At 70.7% G+C, this 18,027-nt stretch carries 17 protein-coding genes; 11 read left to right on the top strand and 6 right to left on the bottom strand.

Annotated features, from left to right (window positions below):
* Positions 1-22: 22 nt before the first annotated feature.
* The 6 genes from AC07AG_RS10240 to AC07AG_RS10215 form a co-directional block, all read right to left on the bottom strand.
* Positions 23-1,033 (bottom strand): Gfo/Idh/MocA family protein, encoded by a 1,011-nt coding sequence (locus AC07AG_RS10240; RefSeq protein WP_478753690.1) that lies wholly within the window; start codon positions 1,031-1,033, stop codon positions 23-25.
* Positions 1,030-2,094, bottom strand: coding sequence for a Gfo/Idh/MocA family protein (locus tag AC07AG_RS10235; RefSeq protein ID WP_478753688.1), 1,065 nt, complete (start codon positions 2,092-2,094; stop codon positions 1,030-1,032). The genes AC07AG_RS10240 and AC07AG_RS10235 overlap by 4 nt, the downstream gene beginning before the upstream one ends.
* A gap of 62 nt (positions 2,095-2,156) precedes the next feature.
* The gene (locus AC07AG_RS10230) at positions 2,157-3,014 is read right to left on the bottom strand and encodes a carbohydrate ABC transporter permease (protein ID WP_478753686.1); all 858 of its coding nucleotides are present in this window, start codon (positions 3,012-3,014) and stop codon (positions 2,157-2,159) included.
* Positions 3,007-3,951, bottom strand: coding sequence for a carbohydrate ABC transporter permease (locus tag AC07AG_RS10225; protein ID WP_478753684.1), 945 nt, complete (start codon positions 3,949-3,951; stop codon positions 3,007-3,009). The genes AC07AG_RS10230 and AC07AG_RS10225 overlap by 8 nt, the downstream gene beginning before the upstream one ends.
* Positions 3,948-5,201 carry an ABC transporter substrate-binding protein gene (locus tag AC07AG_RS10220; RefSeq protein WP_478753682.1) on the bottom strand — a complete coding sequence of 418 codons (1,254 nt, stop codon included), beginning with the start codon at positions 5,199-5,201 and terminating at the stop codon, positions 3,948-3,950. The genes AC07AG_RS10225 and AC07AG_RS10220 overlap by 4 nt, the downstream gene beginning before the upstream one ends.
* A 66-nt stretch (positions 5,202-5,267) precedes the next feature.
* Complete coding sequence (locus tag AC07AG_RS10215; protein WP_478753681.1) at positions 5,268-6,401, bottom strand: ROK family protein; 1,134 nt, start codon at positions 6,399-6,401, stop codon at positions 5,268-5,270.
* Between the two features lie 401 nt (positions 6,402-6,802).
* Here AC07AG_RS10215 and AC07AG_RS10210 point away from each other — a divergent pair, with 401 nt between their 5' ends.
* The 11 genes from AC07AG_RS10210 to AC07AG_RS10160 all read left to right on the top strand — a co-directional run bounded on the left by AC07AG_RS10210 (position 6,803) and on the right by AC07AG_RS10160 (position 17,945).
* The gene (locus AC07AG_RS10210) at positions 6,803-7,834 is read left to right on the top strand and encodes a 2,5-dihydroxypyridine 5,6-dioxygenase NicX family protein (protein ID WP_361043264.1); all 1,032 of its coding nucleotides are present in this window, start codon (positions 6,803-6,805) and stop codon (positions 7,832-7,834) included.
* Positions 7,835-7,877: 43 nt separating this feature from the next.
* Positions 7,878-9,149, top strand: coding sequence for an FAD-dependent monooxygenase (locus tag AC07AG_RS10205; protein WP_478753679.1), 1,272 nt, complete (start codon positions 7,878-7,880; stop codon positions 9,147-9,149).
* 17 nt (positions 9,150-9,166) lie between these two features.
* Positions 9,167-10,570 carry an MFS transporter gene (locus AC07AG_RS10200; RefSeq protein ID WP_478753677.1) on the top strand — a complete coding sequence of 468 codons (1,404 nt, stop codon included), beginning with the start codon at positions 9,167-9,169 and terminating at the stop codon, positions 10,568-10,570.
* Between the two features lie 37 nt (positions 10,571-10,607).
* On the top strand, positions 10,608-11,456 hold the full coding sequence (locus AC07AG_RS10195) for an FAD binding domain-containing protein (RefSeq protein WP_478753675.1): 849 nt from the start codon (positions 10,608-10,610) through the stop codon (positions 11,454-11,456).
* A complete protein-coding gene (locus AC07AG_RS10190; protein ID WP_478753673.1) occupies positions 11,453-13,813 on the top strand; it encodes a xanthine dehydrogenase family protein molybdopterin-binding subunit in 2,361 nt (786 codons plus the stop codon). The genes AC07AG_RS10195 and AC07AG_RS10190 overlap by 4 nt, the downstream gene beginning before the upstream one ends.
* Positions 13,810-14,334, top strand: coding sequence for a (2Fe-2S)-binding protein (locus AC07AG_RS10185; RefSeq protein WP_478753671.1), 525 nt, complete (start codon positions 13,810-13,812; stop codon positions 14,332-14,334). Before AC07AG_RS10190 ends, AC07AG_RS10185 begins: the two co-directional genes overlap by 4 nt.
* Positions 14,334-15,068: an SRPBCC family protein gene (locus tag AC07AG_RS10180; RefSeq protein WP_478753669.1), complete on the top strand. Its 735-nt coding sequence runs from the start codon at positions 14,334-14,336 to the stop codon at positions 15,066-15,068. The genes AC07AG_RS10185 and AC07AG_RS10180 overlap by 1 nt, the downstream gene beginning before the upstream one ends.
* Positions 15,065-15,724 (top strand): isochorismatase family protein, encoded by a 660-nt coding sequence (locus AC07AG_RS10175; protein WP_478753667.1) that lies wholly within the window; start codon positions 15,065-15,067, stop codon positions 15,722-15,724. Before AC07AG_RS10180 ends, AC07AG_RS10175 begins: the two co-directional genes overlap by 4 nt.
* The gene (locus tag AC07AG_RS10170) at positions 15,721-16,569 is read left to right on the top strand and encodes an alpha/beta fold hydrolase (RefSeq protein ID WP_478753665.1); all 849 of its coding nucleotides are present in this window, start codon (positions 15,721-15,723) and stop codon (positions 16,567-16,569) included. Before AC07AG_RS10175 ends, AC07AG_RS10170 begins: the two co-directional genes overlap by 4 nt.
* 39 nt (positions 16,570-16,608) lie before the next feature.
* Complete coding sequence (locus AC07AG_RS10165; protein WP_249586344.1) at positions 16,609-17,100, top strand: MarR family winged helix-turn-helix transcriptional regulator; 492 nt, start codon at positions 16,609-16,611, stop codon at positions 17,098-17,100.
* Between the two features lie 107 nt (positions 17,101-17,207).
* Positions 17,208-17,945, top strand: a complete 738-nt coding sequence (locus tag AC07AG_RS10160) for a maleate cis-trans isomerase family protein (protein ID WP_478753991.1) — start codon at positions 17,208-17,210, stop codon at positions 17,943-17,945.
* Positions 17,946-18,027: the final 82 nt, after the last annotated feature.

The following is an 18,027-nucleotide window of genomic DNA, read 5'->3' as shown; positions in this document are numbered from 1 at the left end:
ACCTGCGCCCCGCCCCGGTGTCTCAGCCCACCGCCACCGGCTCCCCGCTCCTGGCCGACGCATAGCCCGCCGCCACGATCCTCAGCGTCCGCAGCCCGCCCTCGCCGTCCGCCACGTCCATGCCGCCCTTCTCGGGCCCGTGGAGGAACGCCCGCAGCATCCGCTCGTCCAGATCGGCACCGAAGGGCAGTTCCAGCCCCTGCCGGTGGCGTTCGCTGTAGCCGTGCACCGACTGGTCGAAGGCGTCCATCTCCAGGGTCGCCCGCTCGCCGACCACCGTCAGTTCGAGCCCGCCCCAGGAGTGGTGCGAGCGCGGGTGCGACCAGCTGCAGTCGATCGTGGCCACCGAGCCGTTGTCGTAGGTCACGGTGACCAGGCCGCTCGTCTCGGCTTCGACCTCGTCCTCGTACATGCGGTTGTTCGTCTGCGCGTACACGTCCACGGCTCGGGCGTCGCCGAAAAGGTCGTCCAGGAGGTCGGCGATGTGGACCGTGTGGTCCATCAGGGCGCCGCCGCCCGCGAGTTCGGGGTCGGCGAACCAGCGCCGCGAGGCCGGCATCGAGCCGTTGTTCGCGCCGGACACCGTCAGGATCCGGCCCGCCTCACCCGACGCGACGGCCGCCTTGACCGCCGCGTACGCGGGGCTGAAGCGGACCGGGAAGGCGACCGCGAGCCGCACCCCGGCCGCCCGGCAGGCCGCGAGCATCGCCTCGCCGTCCGCGACCGTCGTGGCCAGCGGCTTCTCGCACAGGACGTCCACGCCACGGGAAGCGGCGAGCTCCACCAGCGGGCGGTGACGCGCGTTCTCGGAGCAGACGATCACCGCGTCCGGGCCCCAGGCGAAGACCTCGTCGTACGAATCCGCGTACGCGACCCCCCTCTCCTCGGCGAAGGCGCGTCCCCGCACCTCGCCGGGCGCGGCCGACCCGGCGTCCGGGTCACTGCCGATGACCTCGACACCCGGCATACGGGACAGGAGCCGCAGATATCCGGCCGCGTGGACATGGGCGAACGACAGGACGGCGACCTTCATCGCGTGACCTCCTTGATGTCTGTCCGGACCTCGTCCGCCCGGCTCGTTCCGATGCCGCTCGCCTCGATCGCGACCGCCCGGCCCGTACGGCTCGACTCCACCGCCGCCTCGGCGATCCGCACCGCCTCGATCCCGTCCCGCGCGCTCACCCGCGGTTCACCGCCGCCCTCCTCCCACGAGGCCGCGAACTCCCGCAGCTCGGCCAGGTAGGGACTCTCCGACATCGGGCTCGACGGGATGCCCTCGTTGGCCGCGCGCACCCCCTGCGCGGTGATCCGGTAGCCCGGCACGGACGTGGAGTCGTGCCGCAGCAGCCCGTCGCCGCCCGCGATCCGGAACGTCGTACGGAACTGCTGGTCCGGGAGGCCCCAGAGGCCGGTGATGTGGCTGATCGCGCCGGAGGCGTGGGTGAGGACGGCGGTCGCCGAGACGACCTCGGCCTCCGGGCCGCCCGTGGCGTGCTCGACGCCGCGCGTCTGTGCGTGCACGCGGACCACGTCGCCGGCGATCCCGCGGGCGATGTCGATGTCGTGCACCATCAGGTCCATGATGACGCCGCCGGACTTGGCGGGGTCGCCGAACCAGGGCGCCCACCGCGGGCGCGCACCGCCGCGCGTGAACCGCAGCACCGCGAGGTCACCCAACTCACCGCGCTCTACGGCCTGTTGCATCGCTGCGTACGCCGGGAAGTACCGCACGACATGGGCGGGATGCAGCCGGACGCCCGCCGCTTCGGCGGCTGCCGCGATCTCCTCGGCGTCGGATGCTTTGAGCGCGAGGGGCTTCTCGCAGATGACGTGGCGGCCCGCGGCGACGGCCGCAAGGGCGAGCTCCTTGTGGGTGGGGGTGGGGGTGCAGATGTCGACGGCCGTGCAGTCGGCGAGCAGCGCGTCGAGGCTCGCCGACGCGGCGACCTCGTGCCCCGTGTACTCGGCGGCGAGCTTCTCCGCCGAGCCGTCCACGGTGTACACGCTGACGCGCGCACCCAGTTCGAGCCAGCCGGGGAGATGGGCGCGGGCGATGCCGCCCGCGCCGATCAGGCCGATGTGAAGCGGTCGCATGAAGGGGGTTACCTTTCCTGGTTCCTGAAAGGGGATCGGCTTCTTGACGTGCGGTCGGCGGGTCAGCTCTTGGAGCCGGAGAGCGCGACGCTCTGCACGAAGTGCCGCTGCAGGAAGACGTAGACGATGAGCATGGGCAGGCTCGCGATGAGCGAACCGGCCATCATCACCGGGTAGTTGGTCTCGAACTGGCCCTCCAGCGAGGTCAGTCCCGCACTGATGGGCATCTTCTGGGGGTCGGTGTTGACGATCAGCGGCCACAGGAGGTCGTTCCACGACCACATCGCGGTGATGACGGCGAGCGCGGCGAGCGCGGGCCGCACAAGGGGCAGCATGATCGACCAGAAGATCCGGAACGGGCCCGCGCCGTCGATCCGCGCGGCTTCCTCGAGCTCCTTGGGGAGCGTGAGGAAGAACTGCCGCAGCATGAAGGTCCCGAACGCGCTGAACATGCCCGGCAGGAACAGCGCCGGTGCCGAGTTGAGCAGGCCGAGCCGCTGGATGATGTCGTACTGCGGCAGGACGAGCAGCGAGCTCGGCACCATCAGCACGGAGAGGAAGAGCGCGAACAGGACGTTGCGGCCCCGGAATTGCATGCGCGCGAAGGCGTAGGCGGCGAGCGAGCAGAACACCAGCTGCCCGACCGTGCGCCCCACGGTGTTGAAGACGCTGTTGAACAGCATTTCCCGGAACGGCAAGGCGCTGAAGACCTCTTCGAAGCTCGACCAGTTCCAGGTGTCGGGCAGGAAGGTCGGCGGCACTTTCGCCGTCTCGGCAAGGGACTTGGCGGCGGTGAGCAGTTGCCACAGGAAGGGGAACACCATCACCAGGGCGCCGAGCGAGAGCGCCGCGTGGGTGGCGACCGAACCGGCGTGGGAACGACCGGTGCCAGGACGCCGACGGGTCGATGACTCACGCATAGTGCACCCACCTCTTCTGCAGCCTGAACTGCACCAGTGTCAGCGCCGCGATGATCAGCATGAGCAGGAAGGCGAGCGCGGCGGCGGCGCCCTGGGCGTTCTCGATGAAGGCCCATTTGTAGAAGAGGCTCACCACGGACTGGGTGTCGCCGATGGCCGGGTTCTTCTCGGCCATCATGATGTAGATCAGGTCGAAGGTCTGCAGTGAGTTGATCATGCAGATGATGGACGCGAAGAAGATCGTCGGGCTGAGCAGCGGCAGCGTGATGGTGAAGAAGCGGCGCAGCGGCCCGGCGCCGTCCAGCTCGGCGGCTTCGTAGTAGTCCTGCGGGATGCCCTTGATGCCCGCCATGAAGATGATCAAGTAGTAGCCGGTGGTCGACCAGACCATGACGGTGCCGATCGCGTACACGGCGGTCGAGGGGTCGGAGACCCAGTAGCGGCGGTCGGCGCCGAACCACTCGAAGACTTCGTTGATCAGTCCGTAGTCGCCGTTGTAGAGCCAGTTCCAGACCAGGCCGACGGCCACGGGCAGCGTCACGAACGGGATGAAGTACAGGGCGCGGTAGACCGCGACACCGCGCAGTCCGCGCCGGTTGAGCAGCGCGGCGACGCCGATGGCGAGCGGCAGGGCGAGCAGTCCGATGACGCAGTAGATCAGCGTGTTGCCGAGCGCCTGCCAGACGGTGACGTCCTTCAGGACGCGCACGTAATTGTCCGTGCCGACCCAGGTGTTGCCGCCGAACGCCCCGAACTCGGTGAAGCTGTAGAAGAAGGTCTGCAGGAGCGGCCAGAAGTAGAAGACGGCGAAGCCGATGCCGAGCGGCGCGACGAAGAGGTAAGCGGCTTTCTGGTTGCGGGACTTGGGTGCGGAGGCCGCCGCCTTGCTGCGGCCCGCCTTCTTCGCCGCGGCCGTGGAGGGAAAGACACTCATCATGCGCGCTCCCCCTTCAGGGCTCGGTCCATCTGCTCGCCCAGCGTGCGGGCCGCGCTCTCGATGCCGCCCTTGCCGCTGAACGCGGCGCCCAGGAGCGGGTATTGGAGGTTCTCCCAGACCGCGGTGTTCCTCGAGCTCGGGTACGGCACGGCGTACTCCAGCATCTCGACGAAGCACTTCAGGTCGTACTGGGGCATCGACTTGAACCAGGCGTCCTGCGTCCCCTCGTACGAGGAGATGGTGACGCCCGCCGATGCCTGGATCTCCGCGGCCTCGCGGCCGGCCATGAAGTGGACGAACTTCCAGGCCGCCTCCTTCTTGCGGCTCTTGGCGGAGATGACGTTGGCGAGGCCGTGGATGATCGTGGCGCGCTCCCGGCCCTTGGGCAGGACGGTGACGCCGCCGTGGTCCTTGATCGCGGGAACGGCGTGATACTGCCCCGAGAACGCGGATATCTCGTAGACCATGGCGGCCTTCTCCGACCAGAAGCGGTTGCGCGCCTTGGACTCGACCATCGCGCTCTGCGGGGGTGACCAGCCGCGGTCGATCATGTCGGTCCAGTAGCGCAGGCCCTCGATGGAGCGCTCGTCGCCGAAGCCGGACTTCCCGTCCTTGAGGACGTGGCCGCCCGCTCCGTGGATGGCCGGGTAGAGCTGGGCCTGGCGGTCCATCTCGGCGGCCATGCCGTGCACCCGCTCGCGCGGGTTGGTGAGTTCGGCGGCGGCGTCGCGCACGTCGTCCCAGGTCCACGTCGTGTCCGGGTACGTGATGCCCGCCTTGTCGAAGAGCGCCTTGTTGTACCAGAGGCCGATGGTGTCGAAGTCCTTGGGAATGCCGTACTGCGTGCCCTGATAGGCGTAGATCTGCAGGAGGGAAGCGGGGTGGCGGTCCACGGGGGTCGCGTCGCTCCTGATGTGTCCGCTCAGGGGTTCCAGGACTCCGTTCGAGGCGTACAGCTGCAGGTTGACCGCGTTCATCCAGAAGACGTCGGGGGCCGTGCCGCCGCGCATCGCGGTCTTCAGGGTGGTCCAGTAGCTCGACCACGGCGTGAGCTCCATGCGTACGGAGATGCCGGGGTTCTCCTTCTCGAAGGCGTCGATCACCTTCTGCAGGCCCGGCACCTGGGCCACGTCCCACACCCCGTACGAGAGAGTGGTCCGGCCGCCGCTCTTCCCGTCGTCACTCTGGCCGGAGCAGGCGGCGAGCAGCGGCGCCGCCATCGCTCCGTACAGCAGAGTTCTCCTACGCATGCGCGCCTCCGCTTCCGGATCTTCCGCGGGGGCCCTGGTGCTTCCCAGAGCCGCCCTGGAGCTTTCCTACGACGCCGAATCCGTCAGGAGATCGGATTCGACCTGGTCAAGTGCCTTGCGTACGGCGCCGATCGCGACGCCCTGTTCGCCGAGCGTGCTCAGCGCGATGCGCGGGACGTGCAGGGTCAGCGGTCGCAGCCTGTCCTCGATCAGCGGCACGAGATGGCCGCCGAGCGGGGTCGCGCCGCCGGTGAGCACCACGAGCTCCGGGTCGACGGCGAGGGCGAGGGCGGCGATGCCCGGCGAGATGCGGTCCGCGAAGTCGGCGACGGCTGCGAGGGCACGCGGGTCCCCGGTGTCCGCGGCGCGCGCGAGGGCCGCCACCTCGGACTCACCGGTGCGCCGTGCGCCCTTCCAACTGAGCGCGTCCTGCGCGGTGTTCATGCCGAGCAGCGGAAGCAGCCCCAGCTCGCCCGCGCCACCGCGCCTGCCCCGGTGCAACCGCCCGCCGATGGTGAGACTGCACGCCACGCGGTGTCCGGTCAGGACGCAGACGACATCACCGGCGAGGGTGGCCGCGCCCTGCCAGCGCTCGGCGAGCACGGCGAGGTTCACGTCGTTCTCGACGAGGGTGTGGCCCGGCTCCCCGTCGGCGAGGAGCCGCCCGAGGTCGACGCCGGACCACTCGGGGACGACGTGGGAGGTGATGGTGCCGCCCGCGTCCACGACGCCGGGTACGCCGACGCAGCGGGCGAGGATGTCGTCGCGCCGCACGGAGTGCGCGTCCAGAAAGGATTCGAGCCCCTTGCGGAGAAGGCCGAGCCGCTGGGCTCCGCCCAGCTCCGGGTCGATGTCCTCGCGCCGCACGGCAAGGACCGTCCCGCCGAGATCGGCGAGCAGCAGCACCATCTTGTGCAGGCCGATGTCGGCGCCGACGACACGGCCCGCCTCCACACGGAACCGGAACCGCCGTGCCGGGCGCCCCGGCGCGCGCTCGCCGTCGTCACGCTCGGCCTCGCCCGCCCAGCCGTGCGCGGCCAGCTCCTCGACGGCGGATTCCACGGTGGGCCGGGAGAGTCCGGTGCCCGCGGCGAGCTCCGCGAGGGTCTGCGGGCTGCGGTGGTGCAGGGCGCGCAGCACGACGGTGGTGTTCAGCCGGCGCAGCGAGGCCAGATCGTGCCCCCGTGTCCCGTTCCGCAACACTTCTTCACCCCATGTCGAGGCCAGGGCAGCCCTGTTGACCAGTGGGTCGACGGCTGCTCCCGGAGATTTAGGAGGAGACTTGCATATCCATGGCCGACGGGGAACCCCCTTCGCACGGGCGGAAATCGCGGGGTCGACCGGCGGGGCCACCACCCGATCCTCCTGATGCCTCGTCAGGAAACACCCGGGTTAACTCCGTGCGCGACCCCTTGCCAAGGGAGATAGTACGTGTTCGGATTATCTCCGTCGGGCGGTCACCCACCGCCTCGTAACCGCAGCTCAGGCCCTACACAGTGGGCCAGTCAGGCCTGCCTGAGCACCCCACAACTTCCCTCGCACGATGTGTCCGGAGTCGTGCTGCCCGCATGTCCGCGGCAGCCCGAAAGAAGGGATCCCCCGTGTTCGATCTTTCGTCCGTCGATCTGCTCGACGCGTTCACCCGCGAGCTGCGGCTGTGCAAGCTGCGCGAGGGCGAGCACGTCGTCGTCCTCTCCGAGCCCGGCAGCCGCGGCGACTACGTGGCGGCGGCGTTCGGCGCCGCGAAGACGTGCGGCGCCCATGTCATCGCCGCGACCGTCCCCGGCGGCAGCCCCGCGCCGATGCCGAGCACCCACACCGGCGCGGGCCCCGGACTGGTCTCCGTACTCAACGACTCCACCGCGCAGGACCTGCTGAAGTCCGCCGACCTGGTCGTCGACCTCACCCGCGAGGGCTTCATCCACGCGCCGGTCCAGCAGGAGATCCTGCGCGCGGGCACCCGCATCATCTTCGTCTGCGACGCGCCCGACGTCCTCATCCGCAACCTGCCCAAGGAGGCCGACAAGGACGAGGTACTCGAAGGCGTACAGCTGCTGAAGCGGTCGTCCGTCATGAAGGTCACCTCGGACGCGGGCACGGACCTGACCGTGCAACTCGCGGGATCCAAGCCCGAGTTCCAGTGCGGCTTCGCCGACGACCCGGGCCGCTGGGACCACTGGCCGAGCACCATGGTCCTTGCCTGGCCGGAGATCTCCGACGGTCAGATCGTGCTCGCCGAGGGCGACATCCTGCTGCCCTTCAAGGAGTACGTCCGCCAGCCGGTCACCCTGCAGATCGCGGGCGGGCAGATCGAGAAGGTGTCGGGCGGCGCCGAGGCCGAGCTCCTGAACACGTTCTTCGAGGACGCCGACGACCAGTGGGCGCGCAGCCTCTCCCACATGGGCTGGGGCCTGATGCGTACGGCCGACTGGTTCGCCACCGCGATGTACGGCAAGGACGACCTGATGGGCATGGACGCCCGCGCCTTCGCCGGGAACTTCCTGTGGTCCACGGGACCGCACCCCGTCCTCGGGCGTGAGTCGTACGCCCATCTCGACATCGCCATGCGGGGCTGCACCGTCCGGGTCGACGACACCGAGGTCGTGACGGGCGGCCGTCTCACCGAGCGCTGACCGCGCACCAACTGCCCTTACGCACCAGGAAGATGGAGGAAGTGTGGCGTCCAGCCAGTCGTACGAAGTCACCGTCGTCGGAGGCGGTCTCGGTGGCCTGACCGCCGCCCTCGCGCTGCGGCACCGCGGCCTGCGGGTCACCGTGCTGGAACAGGCGCCGCAGCTGGGCGAGGTGGGCGCGGGCATCCAGACGGCGCCGAACGCCAGCCGCATCCTGCTCGGCCTGGGGCTGCGCCGACAGCTGGAAGCCATCCACACCGAGCCGCTCGACCAGGTGCGGCGGCGCTGGAAGGACGGCAGCGTCGTCGGCCTGACCTCGCTCGGGCGGCGCTGCAAGGAGCAGTTCAACGCGCCGTACTGGCACTACCACCGGGCCGATCTGCACCGCGTCCTGATGGACGCCTGCGTCGACCCGGCAGGTCCTGGACCCGTCGTCGCGCTGCACACCGCCAGCAAGGTCGCCGAGTTCGACCGCACGGACCCCGCGCGTCCGGTGGCGATCACGGACGACGGGCGGCGGTACACCTCCGACGTCGTCATCGGCGCCGACGGCATCCGCTCCCAGGTGCGCGACCTGATGGGCGCGCCCGACACCCTGCAGTTCTCGGGCGAGATGGCCTACCGGGCGCTCATACCGGGCGAGTTGATCGCGGCCGACCCGGCGACGCGCTGGCTCGTGGACCGCTACCAGTCCACGATCTGGTACGGGCCCGACCGCCATCTGGTGCACTACATGATCCGCGGCGGCGAGTTCCTCAACATCGTGGCCTGCGTGCCCTGCACGGACGAGGTCGCCGAGAAGTGGTCCGTCGCCGCCACCGCGCAGGACCTCGTCGACGCCTTCCCCGGCTGGGACGACCGCGTCCCCGCGATGCTCTCCAAGGCGAAGGAGGACGTCTCCTGCTTCGCGCTCTACCACCGGCGCCGTGACCCGGTGTGGCAGGACGGCCGGGTCGCGCTGCTCGGCGACGCCTGCCACGCCATGCTCCCCTACCAGGCGCAGGGCGCCTCGCAGGCCATGGAGGACGCCGCCGTGCTCGCCGAGGAACTGGGCGCGGTCACGACGGACGGCATCGAGGCGGCGCTGCGCCGCTATGTCGACCGGCGCGCCAAGCACGCCGGGATGGTCCAGGACGCCTCGCTGCAGAACAAGACCTTCTACCACTTCCCCGACGGCCCCGAGCAGCGGGCCAGGGACGAGAAGCTCCGGCGGGACTTCGACGGCGAGTCCGATCTCTCCTACGACTGGCTCTGGGGCGGCAGCCCGCTCAACGACCCCGATCTCGGCGCGTTCTCCTACCAGTTCACCCGCTGAGCACATTTGGAGCGAACGTGAAAACAGGCGATCAGATCGTTCAGGAACTTCCCTGGAGATGGTCGGTCCAGGGCAAGATCTTCATCATCGGCGGCCTCGGCTACCTCTTCGACGCGTACGACATCGCCTTGAACGGCTTCCTCATGCCGCTCCTGGGCAAGCACTTCGACCTCTCGCTCAGCGAGCGCGGCCTCGTGGCCACCGCGAACCTGGTGGGGATGGCCGTGGGCGCCGTCGCCTGGGGCGCGGTCGCCGACCGGATCGGCCGCAAGAAGGCGTTCAGCGTCACGCTGCTGATCTTCGCGATGTTCTCGGTGCTCGGTGCGCTCGCGCCGACGTATCCGGTCTTCCTCGCGCTGCGGTTCCTCGCGGGCGTGGGGCTCGGCGGCTGCATCCCCGTGGACTACGCCCTGGTGGGCGAGTTCTCGCCGCGCAAGTACCGGGGCAGGATCCTGACCGCGCTCGACGTGTGGTGGCCGGTGGGCGTGACCCTGTGCGGACTCGTCTCGACGGCGATGCTGACCCTCGACGGCAACTGGCGGTGGATGCTGGCGACGATGGTGCTGCCCGCGCTCCTGCTCTTCTGGGCCCGGCGCGGCATCCCCGAGTCCCCGATCTATCTGACGAAGAAGGGCCGCGAGGCCGAGGCGCGCAAGGTCATCGATGACCTGGTGGCGCGGACGGGCGCCCCCGTGGAGCCCTACGTCATCCCCGAACCCGTGCCGGACGACGGGCCGCGCGGTGTGGCCGCCGCCGTCGACCAGCTGCGCCGCATCTGGGCCTTCAGCCCGCGCATCACCTCCGCGGCCTGGCTGCTCTTCTCCACGATCATGCTCGTCTACTACGCGGCGCTGAGCTGGATGCCCTCGATCCTCAAGGAGGAGGGCCAGGGCGACACGGCCGCGTTCATGAGCACCACCCTGATGAGCGGCGTCGGCATCGTCGGCGTCCTGGTGTCCACCGCCCTGGTCGACCTCGTCGGCCGCAAGTGGCTGATCGGCGTATCGGCCCCGGTCGCCTCGCTGGCCCTGGTGGTGTTCGCCCTGGTGCGGGACCTGCCGACCGGCTCGGTCGTGGCCATCGGCGTCTTCGGCTTCCTGGCCCAGCTGGCCATCCCCGCCCTGTACGCGTACGTCTCCGAGCTCTACCCCACTCCCCTGCGAGCCAGCGGCTTCGGCTGGGCCTCCTCGGTCAGCCGGGCGCTCACCGGGTTCGCGCCGCTGCTCTTCGGCTCGGTGATGTGGCCGGTGCTCGGTCTTCCGCTGACGTTCGCCGTGCTCGGCGCGACCGTCCTGGTGGCCGTCGTGTGGATGGCGGTGGCGGCACCGGAGACCAAGGGGCGCGCCCTGGACGGGGACGAGGAGCCCCCGGCGTCCGCGTCGGCGTCACCCCTGCCGGTCACCGAACAAGCGGTGCTCTGACCGCCGACGAACGCACCGAACGTACGACAGGAGGATCATGAAGCCCGCCCCCTTCGCCTATCACCGGGCCCGCGACCTCGACGGCGCCACGCGGCTGCTCGCCGAGCTCGGTGACGACGCCAAGGTCGTCGCAGGCGGCCAGAGCCTGGTCGCGATGATGAACTTCCGGCTCGCCCGGCCCCGGCACCTGGTCGACATAGGCGGCCTGCGGGAGCTCGACCGGCTGCACACGGATGCGGACGGCGGGCTTCGCCTAGGGGCGCTCACCACGCACCACACGGTGGAGAGGGACCCGGCGGGGCGGCTCGGGGCGGACTTCGCCGTGCTGCGCCGGGCCATGCCGTGGATCGGGCATCTGCCGATCCGCACCCGCGGCACCGTCGGCGGCAGCATCGCCCACGCGGACGCCACCGCCGAGTGGTGTCTGCTCGCCCTGGCGCTCGACGCCGAGTTCGTGGCCCGGGGGCCGCGCGGCGAGCGCAGGATCGCTGCCGGGGACTTCTTCCTCGGCTACTACACCACCGCCCTCGACTTCGACGAGATCCTCGTCGAGATCGTCTTCCCGCGCCCGGCACCGCACGCCGCGCTGACCGAATTCGCCGAGCGGCAGGGGGACTTCGCGCTCGTCTCCGCCGCCGTGGACCTCGACGTCGAGGGCGGCGCGGTACGCGGCGGGCGCGTCGCGCTCGGCGGGGTCGCGGCGGCCGTGACACGGGTGCCGGACGCTGAGGCCGTCCTCGCGGGCGGCGGCTCCTTCGCCGAGTGCGCGGCCGCCGCGGCGGATGCCGTCGATCCCCCGGCCGTCGCGTCCGGCAGCACGCACTACCGCAAGCAGCTCGTCCGCACGCTGGTCCTGCGTGCCTGTGAGGAGGCGACGGCCCGATGAACGAGCCGGCGAAGGAAGGCCAGTTGGTCGGGAGGTCCGTCTCCCGGCGCGAGGATCCACGGCTCCTCACCGGCCGCGGCCGGTTCGTCGACGACATCGCGCTGCCGGGCATGCTGCACGCCCAGTTCGTGCGCAGCACGGTCGCGCACGGCGAGATCACGTCGATCGACCTGACGGCGGTACGCGACGTGCCGGGCGTCGTCGCGGCGTTCACCGCCGACGACCTGGAGCTCACCGACATCACGGCCGAACTCGGCCGCCCGCTCTCGGAGTTCGTGCCGACAGCGATGCCCGTCCTGGCCCGCGACCGGGTGCGCTACGTCGGGGAGCCCGTCGCGATCGTCGTCGCGAGGAACGCGTACGCCGTCGAGGACGGCCTGGAAGCAGCCAAGGTCAGTTACGCGCCCCTCGAACCGGTCACCTCCGAGGAGGCCGCCCTCGCGCCCGGGGCGCCCCTGCTCCACGAGGAGGCCGCGCGCAACACCCTCGTGGACGTCTCCCTGTTCGCCACGGACGGCATCGACGACATCTTCGACGCCGCCGCCTGCGTCGTGCACGTCGCGTCACGGACCGGCCGGCAGAACGCCCTACCCCTGGAGACGCGCGGTGTCGTCGCCCACTGGGACGACCGCGATGAGCAGCTCGTCCTGCAGACCTGCACCCAAGTCCCGCACCAGGTAAGGACGGTGACGTCCCGCTGTCTGCGCCTGGACGAGAGGGCGGTGCGGGTCGTGGTGCCCGACATGGGCGGCGGCTTCGGCCAGAAGTGCGTGGTCGGGCGCGAGGAGATCGCCGCTGCCGCCGCCGCGCTGCGGCTGCGCAGGCCGGTGAAGTGGATCGAGGACCGCAAGGACGCCCTGTCCGCCTCCTTCCTCGCGCGCGAGCAGCACTACGACGTGCGCGCGGCCTTCGACGAGGAGGGCAGGATCCTCGGCCTCGACGCCGATGTGGTGTGCGACATGGGTGCCTACTCCTGCTATCCGTTCACGGCGGGCATCGAGCCGCTGATGGCGTCGGCGGAGATGCCCGGGGTCTACAAGGTGCCCGCCTACCGGGTGCGCGGCCGGGCGGTCACCACCAACAAGGCGCCCACCGCGCCCTACCGGGGGGTCAGCCGTCCGCAGTACGTGATGGTGGTGGAGCGGCTCTTCGAGCGGGCCGCGCGTGAACTGGGCCTGGACGCGGTCGAGATCCGGCGCCGCAACGTCATCACCGAGTTCCCCTACACGGGCGTCAACAACATCACGTACGACCCGGGTTCCTATCTGGAGTCCCTGAACCTGTGCGAGCGGCTCGTCAAGGACGAGGGCTGGTACGAGAAGCGCGCGGCGGCGGCAGCCCAGGGGCGGCACATCGGCATCGGCTACTCCTGCTTCAGCGAGCGCACCGGATACGGCTCCGCGGCCTTCGCGCAGCGCAAGATGCGGGTCGTCCCCGGCTTCGACCTCTCCGAGGTCCGGATGGACACCAGCGGCGCGGTGACCGTCACCACCGGCACGATGAGCCACGGGCAGAGCCACGAGACGACGATGGCGCAGATCGTCGCCGACGAACTCGGTCTTGACATCGGCAAGGTGAAGCTCCATCAGGGCGACACCGAGCGCATCACCTACGGCTGGGGCACCTTCGCGAGCCGCTCGATCACGGTGGGCGGCAGCGCGGTGCGGCGCGCGGCGACGAAGCTCGGCGAGAAGCTGTGCCGGATCGCGGCGGCGCGCTGGGAGGTGGGGCCGCGGGAGGTGGAGATCACGGAAGGGGGCGTACGGCGCCGCGACGGCACCATCCTCACGTACGAGGAGCTGGCCGATGTCGCCTACCTCCAGGCGCACTTGCTGCCCAAGGACATCGAGCCGGGCCTGAGCGCCACCGCCACCTTCGACGTCTTCAACGACGGCACCTTCTCGAATGCCACCCACGGCGTCGTCGTCGAACTCCACGAAGGCACCGGGCAGGTGGAGATCCTGCGGTACGTCTGCGTCGAGGACTGCGGTGTGGCGATCAACCCGCAGGTCGTGGAGGGCCAGTGCCGGGGCGGCATCGCGCAGGGCATCGCGGGCGCGCTCTTCGAGCAGGTGACGTACGACGCCCAGGGCGAGCCGTCGGCGACCAGCTTCATGGACTACAAGGTGCCCACCGCCCACGAGATCCCCGATGTGCTCATCCACCACCTGGAGACTCCGTGCGCGTTCACCGAGACGGGCGCGAAGGGCGCGGGCGAGGGCGGCACCATCGGGGCGCCGGCCGCCGTGCTCAACGCCGTCAACGACGCCCTGCTCCCCACGGGCGTCGAGCTCGACCACACCCCCATCACCCCGGAGACGGTGCACCGCGCCCTGAACCTGGAGCTATCCTCATGACCGACACCGGCCACCTGACCGACACCGGCAACGCCGCCGACGTACTGCTGCTCACGCTCGACGTGAACGGCGAGCGGCACGAAGTGATCACCGAGCCGCGGCGCACCCTCGTCGACGTGCTCCGGCACGATCTGCGCCTGACCGGCACCCACGTCGGCTGCGAGCACGGCATCTGCGGTGCGTGCACGGTCCTTGTCGACGACCGGCCCGTGCGCGCGTGTCTGATGTTCGCGGCGCAGGCCGACGGCGCTCGGATCCGTACCGTCGAGTCGCTCTCGGACGGCGCCGAACTGAGCGTTCTGCAAAGGGCGTTCAGCGAGCACCACGGCCTGCAGTGCGGCTTCTGCACCCCCGGCTTCCTGATGCTCGCCGAGGGGTTCCTCGCCGAGCGGCCCGAGGCGACCAAGGACGAGATCCGCGAGGTCGTCGCCTCCAACCTCTGCCGGTGCACCGGCTACCAGACCATCGTCGAGGCGATCGACGGGTGCGCCGTCGCCCGGCGCTGCCCCAAGGAGATCTGATGCAGCTCACCAACTCGGTCCCCGTCAAGGCCTCGCCGGACGAGGTCTTCGCCCTGATGAACGACGTCGAGCGGGTCGCCTCGTGCATGCCGGGCGCCGCACTCGACGGGCGCGACGGAGACTCCTGGCAGGGCTCCGTGAAGATCAAGGTCGGTCCGATCAGCGCCGCGTACGCCGGTACGGTCCGCTTCCTGGAGGTCGACCCGCGGGAGCGGCGGCTGCGGGTCCAGGCGCGCGGCGCCGACACCCACGGCAGCGGCGACGCGGAGGCCGAGGTGGCGCTCGACGTGGTCGCGGCGGCCGATGGCACGCTGCTCAAGATCTCCACGGATCTGGTGATCCGGGGCAAGATCGCGCAGTTCGGGAAGGGCGCCATCGCGACGGTGTCCGACCGGATCCTGCAGCAGTTCGCGCAGAATCTGGGGAGCCTGCTCGACCAGGACCGGGCGCCTGCCCCTTCACCTTCATCCGCACCTTCACTTTCACCTTCACCTCCGGGCGTTCCCTCCGCTGCGCCCGGAGCGGTGCGGGAAGCGGCCCGCCCCGCGCCCGTGGCGGAGGCCGAACTCGACGGTCTCTCCATGCTCCTGGGACCGGCCGCCGCCAAGTACGGCGTCGTCGCCGGTGCCTTCGCCCTCGGTCTCTTCGAGGGCTGGCTGCTGGGCCGGCTCGGCGCACAGGCGCGGGAGCTGCGGACTCTGCGGGCCCTGCGCGCGCCGGGGAGGGCCTCGTGAACTACGGCCAGGAGACGGAACGTACCTACGAACGAGCCGGATTCGGCGCTCCCGTGCGCCGGGGAATCCGCCCCGCGATCCTGGTCGTCGACCTCACGCGCGGCTTCACCGAGGAGGGATTCCCCTCGGGCGCGGACCTCACCGAAGTGGTGAGCGCGGTCGGCGAGTTGATCGGGAGCGGACGCCCCGCCGACGTGCCCGTCATCTTCACCGCGATCACCTACACACCCGCCGAGGCCACGGGTGAAGCCGTCACCTGGCTGCACAAGGCCCAGGGCATGCGGTCCCTGGTCGAGGGCAGCGAGGAGGTGGCACTCGACCCCCGACTACCGCGTGAACCACGGGACTTGATGGTGGTGAAGAAGGGGGCCTCCGCCTTCTTCGGGACCTCTCTCGCCGCGCTGCTCACCGGTCTTGGCTGCGACACGGTCCTGGTGTGCGGGGCGACGACCAGCGGCTGCGTACGGGCGACGGCGGTCGACGCCGTGCAGAGCGGGTTCTCGGTGCTCGTGCCGCGCGCCTGCGTCGGCGACCGCGCCGCGGGACCGCACGAGGCGAGCCTCTTCGACATCCAGGCCAAGTACGGCGACGTCATCGACCTCAAAGAAGCAGTCGACTACCTCGGCACCCTCACGCACGCCAGGAGGAACGCATGACCCCGCCCGACCGCTGCCTGCCGCAGGCGGCCCTCGCCGACCTGGCCGACGTCCCCGCGACCGGCCGCTGGGTCCGCTCGGGCGCCACGCGGCTGCACGTCCTCGACTACGGCGGCCCCGGTGTCCCGCTGTTCGTACTGCCCGGCATCACGAGCCCCGCCGTCACGATGGACTTCGTGGCGCGCGAACTCACCGACGTCGTACGGCCGTTGGTGCTCGACGTCCGGGGGCGCGGGCTCTCCGACGGCGGCGGCGCCTGCTCCCTCGATGAGTACGCCGAGGACGTCGAAGCCGTCGTCACCGGGCTCGGCCTCGACCGCCCCGTCCTGTTCGGGCACTCCATGGGCGCGCGCATCGCCGCGGTGACCGCGGTCCGCGGCAAGGTGGCGCTGCGCGGCACGGTGCTCGGGGACCCGCCGATGAGCGGCCCCGGACGCGGGCCCTATCCGACACCTCTGGAGACGTTCCTCGACCAGCTTGCGCAGGCCCGGCGCGGCACCGACGCGGACGAGGTGGCCCTGTCCTGGCCGCGCTGGCCGCGCCGGGAGCAGGAGCTGCGGGCCCGCTGGCTCGCGAGCTGCGACGCGGAGGCGATCGCCGCCACGCACCGCGGCTTCGAGACCGAGGACTTCTTCTCCTGGTGGCCCTCCGTGCCGGGACCCACGGCGCTCCTGTACGGCGCGGACAGCCCCGTCGTCACCGCGGCGGGCGCCGCCGAGGCCGCACGGCTGCACCCGTCGGCCGTCATCGGCAGCATCCCGGACGCGGGTCACATGCTGTTCTGGGACAGCACCCGCGCCGCCCTTTCCGCCCTGCGCGAGGCGCTGCGCCCGATGCTGACCTGACCGCCCGATCCGATCAACCACCGTGCTTAAGTGGGCTCCATGGCTGACGAAACCTCCACCACGACGTCTGCGCAGGACGGGCGGCCCGGTCCGCCCGCCGCCCTCACGGCAGCGCCCGGCTATCAGGTACGGCGCCTGTACCAGGCGTACCTCGCGGTCTGGATCCGCGCGGTGGACCCCACGCTCACCGGGCCGCAGTTCGCCGTGCTGCAGGCCGTGGACGCATCGCCGGGCCGCGACCAGCGGTCGATGGCGTCGGCGGTCGCCCTGGACACGTCGACGATGGCGGACGTGGCACGGCGCCTGGAGAACCGGGGGCTGCTCCTGCGCAGGACGGCCGCCGACGACGGCCGCCGCAAGCTGCTCTATCTGACCGAGGAGGGTGAGCGCACCCTCCACGACTCCAACCGTCGCGCCCGCGAGCTCGACGAGCGGCTCCTGGAGCCGTTCGGCGGCGAGCGGCGCGAAGAAGTCATGCACCTCCTCACGTCCCTCGCCGATCACTGGGAGGGACTCACCGAGGACTCATAGCCGTACGCGCAGTCGTACGAGAACATCCGGAGGATCCCGTGGCAGTGACCGCGACGACAGCTACGACAGCTACGACAGCTACGACAGCCACCGACCACCACATCGGCATGATCGTGCCCAGCTCGAACCTGACGATGGAGACGGAGCTGCCGCGCATGCTGCGCGACCGTGAGTCCGTGGCCCCGCAGGACCGGTTCGTCTTCCACAGCAGCCGGATGCGCATGAAGCACGTGACGCCGGAGCAGCTCAAGGCCATGAACGCGCAGACCGAGCGCGCCGCGCTCGAACTCGCCGACGCCAAGCCCGACGTGGTCGCCACCGCCTGCCTCGTCGCGATCATGGCGCAGGGTCCTGGCCACCACTGCACGGCGGAGGACGAGATCACCGCCGCCCTGCGCTCCGAGGGCGCGCAGGCGCCGGTGATCTCGAGCGCGGGCGCCCTGCTCGACGGCATCAAGGCGCTCGGAGCGTCGCGGGTCGCGATCATCACCCCGTACATGAAGCCGCTCACGCGTCTGGTCGCCGACTACATCGAGGACACCGGGATCGAGGTCGTGGACGCGCTCAGCCTGGAGGTGCCGGACAATCTGGCGGTCGCCCGGCTCGACCCCGCCGACCTGCGCGACCACTGGCGCCGCGTGGACCTCGGCCGTGCCGACGCGCTCGTCCTCTCGGCGTGTGTACAGATGCCGTCGCTCGCGTCGATCCAGGCGGTGGAGGACGCGGCCGGCCTTCCCGTCCTGTCGGCGGCCACCGCGACGGCGTACCGCGTCCTGACCGAGCTGGGTCTGCCGCCGCATGTGCCGGGCGCGGGCAGCCTGCTGCGCGACCCCAGTGGCGCCTGAGGGAACCCCAGTGGTGCCTGAGCCAGGAGACGCCTGAGCCGGGAGGTGCTTGAGCCGAGTGGTGCTTGAGCCGGGTGGGACG

This window comes from Streptomyces sp. NPDC044044, assembly GCF_056434405.1.
Note: the sequence above shows the minus strand (reverse complement) of the source record. Positions and strands in the feature narration are given on the sequence as shown.